Source organism: Streptomyces sp. NRRL WC-3549, from assembly GCF_000721935.1.
Taxonomy (GTDB): domain Bacteria; phylum Actinomycetota; class Actinomycetes; order Streptomycetales; family Streptomycetaceae; genus Streptomyces.
Genome location: NZ_KL585393.1, coordinates 89,538 through 92,298 on the forward strand (window position 1 = coordinate 89,538; position 2,761 = coordinate 92,298).

A 2,761-nucleotide genomic window follows, 5' to 3' on the forward strand; every position below is an offset into this window, starting at 1 on the left:
CCCCCCGCCGCGGCCGCGGCGCGCGTCGACCAGGCCGAGGTGCTGGAGGCGGGCGACGACCTTGGCCGCGTGGGTGTACGGCACCTGCATGGTGGCCGCCACCTCCCGGGTGGTCGGCGGGTCCTCGCTCTCCGGCGCGACGGCCAGGCGCATGAGCACCCGGAGCGCCACGTCGGTGAATCTCGTCAGCCGCATGGCGGCAGCCTAGATATGTTGCATGAGATATGCAACTTATGAGGGGTGTGCGGCGACATCGGCGACGTGCCCCGACCGGAGCCCGGATAATCACACTCTTTTGTGTAATAGCGCCCGGTCTTCTCCAGCTGAAAGGCTTCTTCACGCAGGTCAGCCCATGATCGAGAGGATGTCGGATGTCCGTTGGTGAAGAGGTTCGCGACACGCAGCCGCCGCAGCAGAGTCTCGGCACGGCGGCCGCGCGGAACCTCGCGACGACCACCAAGTCCGCCCCGCAGATGCAGGAGATCACCTCGCGGTGGCTGCTGCGCATGCTGCCCTGGGTGCAGGTGCAGGGCGGCACGTACCGGGTGAACCGCCGGCTGAGCTACTCGGTGGGTGACGGCAGGGTGACCTTCGTGCAGACCGGCGACCAGGTCGCGGTCATCCCCGCGGAGCTCGGCGAGCTGCCGGCGCTGCGGGATTTCGGGGACGAGGAGGTCCTGGCCGAGCTGGCCCGCAGGTGCGAACAGCGTGACGTGGCGGCGGGCGAGCTGCTCGCCACCTCGGGGGAGGCGGCGGACCGCGTCTACCTGCTGGCACACGGCAAGGTGGAGAAGGTCGGCGCCGGCCCGTACGGCAGTGAGACGGTGCTCGGAGTCCTCGCCGACGGCGCCTACTTCGGCGACCACACCCTGGTGGACGGCGACGCCACCTGGACGTACACGGCACGTGCCGTCACGGCGTGCACCCTGCTGACGCTCAGCCGCGCCGACGTGCTGAACCTCGCGGCCCGCGCCGACTCGCTGCGTGACCACCTCGCGGGGCTGCTGGCCATCCCGCACCAGCGCACCAACCACTACGGCGAGGCGGAGATCGACCTGTCGGCCGGACACGTGGGGGAGAGCGTCGTCCCGCACACCTTCGTCGACTACGAGGCGGCGCCCCGGGAGTACGAACTCAGCGTCGCGCAGACGGTGCTGAAGGTCCACAGCAGGGTGGCGGACCTCTACAACCAGCCGATGAACCAGACCGAGCAGCAGCTGCGGCTCACGGTCGAGGCGCTGCGCGAGCGCCAGGAGCACGAGCTCATCAACAACCGGGAGTTCGGGCTGCTCAACAACTGCGACTACGGGCAGCGGCTCCAGCCCCACGACGGGGTCCCCAGCCCCGACGACATGGACGAGCTGCTGTCGCGCCGACGGGGTTCCAAGCTGTTCCTGGCCCATCCGCGGGCCATCGCCGCCTTCGGCCGTGAGTGCAACAAGCGCGGGCTGGTGCCGGAGAGCGTGGACGTCGGCGGTCACCACGTGCCGGCCTGGCGCGGTGTCCCGATCTTCCCGTGCAACAAGATCCCGGTCTCGGACGCCCGTACGACGTCGATCATCTGCATGAGGACCGGCGAGCAGGACCAGGGGGTCATCGGCCTCCAGCAGAGCGGCATCCCGGACGAGATCGAACCGAGCCTGTCGGTCCGCTTCATGGGCATCGACGAGCAGGCGATCATCTCCTACCTGGTGACGGCCTACTACTCGGCCGCGATCCTCGTGCCGGACGCCCTCGGCGTCCTGGAGAACGTCGAGGTGAGCCGCTGGCGGTGACGTCCGGCCCCGGGCGGCGACCCGCCCGGGGCCGCGGAGTCCGGACGGGTCGCCGCCCGGGGCCGCGCACGCGCACGCCGCGACCACGGCGCCCTCGAAGGCGCCCGTAAGGAGTGACCGTGACCATGACGAGTACGGACGCCGCGACGGAGGGGCACGAGGCCGCGGCGCTCCTGGAGCACACCCGCACCGTCGTCGACCCGCACCTCAGAGCCGCGGTGGACACACTGCCCGGAGCGATACGGCGCGTGGCCCTGTACCACTTCGGCTGGCAGGACGCCGACGGGACACCCGCCTCCGGGCAGGCGGGCAAAGCCATCAGACCCGCGCTCGTCCTGGCCGCGGCCCGGGCCCTGGGCGGCAGCCAGGAGTCGGCGCTGCGGGCCGCCGTCGCCGTGGAGCTCGTCCACAACTTCACCCTGCTCCACGACGACGTCATCGACGAGGACGCGACGCGACGGCACCGCCCCACGGCGTGGGCGGTGTTCGGAGTCCCGGACGCGGTCATCGCGGGCGACGCCCTGCTGGCCCTCGCCCAGCGGCTGCTGGCCGAGGACCCCCACCCCGCGTCCGCCCGGGCCTCCGCGCGGCTCTCCGCCTGCGTCATCGAACTCTGCGCCGGACAGCAGGCCGACTGCGCGCTGGAGGAGCGCGAGCCCCTCGACGTCACCCTCGACGAGTGCCTCACGATGGCGACGGCCAAGACGGGCGCCCTGCTCGGCTGCGCCTGCGCCCTCGGCGCGCTCTGCGCGGGGGCCGACGAGCCCGCCGTCGGCGCGATGGACGGCTTCGGCAGGGAGGCGGGCCTCGCCTTCCAGCTCATCGACGACCTGATCGGCATCTGGGGGGACACCGCCCGTACGGGCAAGCCGGTCGGCGCGGACCTCGCCGCCCACAAGAAGTCCCTGCCGGTGGTGGCCGCCCTCACCTCGGGCACCGCCGCCGCCGGGGAGCTCGCCACCCTCTACCGCGGGGCCCTGAACACC

Annotated in this window: 3 protein-coding genes; 2 read left to right on the top strand and 1 reads right to left on the bottom strand. The window is 72.0% G+C overall.

Going from position 1 to position 2,761, the window contains the following annotated elements:
* Positions 1-195 (bottom strand): RrF2 family transcriptional regulator (locus IH13_RS0110310; protein WP_031083114.1); only part of this gene is annotated, 195 nt, incomplete at its 3' end.
* 176 nt (positions 196-371) lie between these two features.
* Between IH13_RS0110310 and IH13_RS0110315 the strand changes: the two genes are divergently transcribed.
* Together IH13_RS0110315 and IH13_RS0110320 are read left to right on the top strand one after the other, a co-directional pair.
* Positions 372-1,775, top strand: a complete 1,404-nt coding sequence (locus IH13_RS0110315) for a family 2B encapsulin nanocompartment shell protein (RefSeq protein ID WP_031083115.1) — start codon at positions 372-374, stop codon at positions 1,773-1,775.
* A 125-nt stretch (positions 1,776-1,900) separates the two neighbouring features.
* Positions 1,901-2,761, top strand: an 861-nt coding sequence (locus tag IH13_RS0110320; protein ID WP_031083116.1) for a polyprenyl synthetase family protein, incomplete at its 3' end; no start/stop codon positions are given.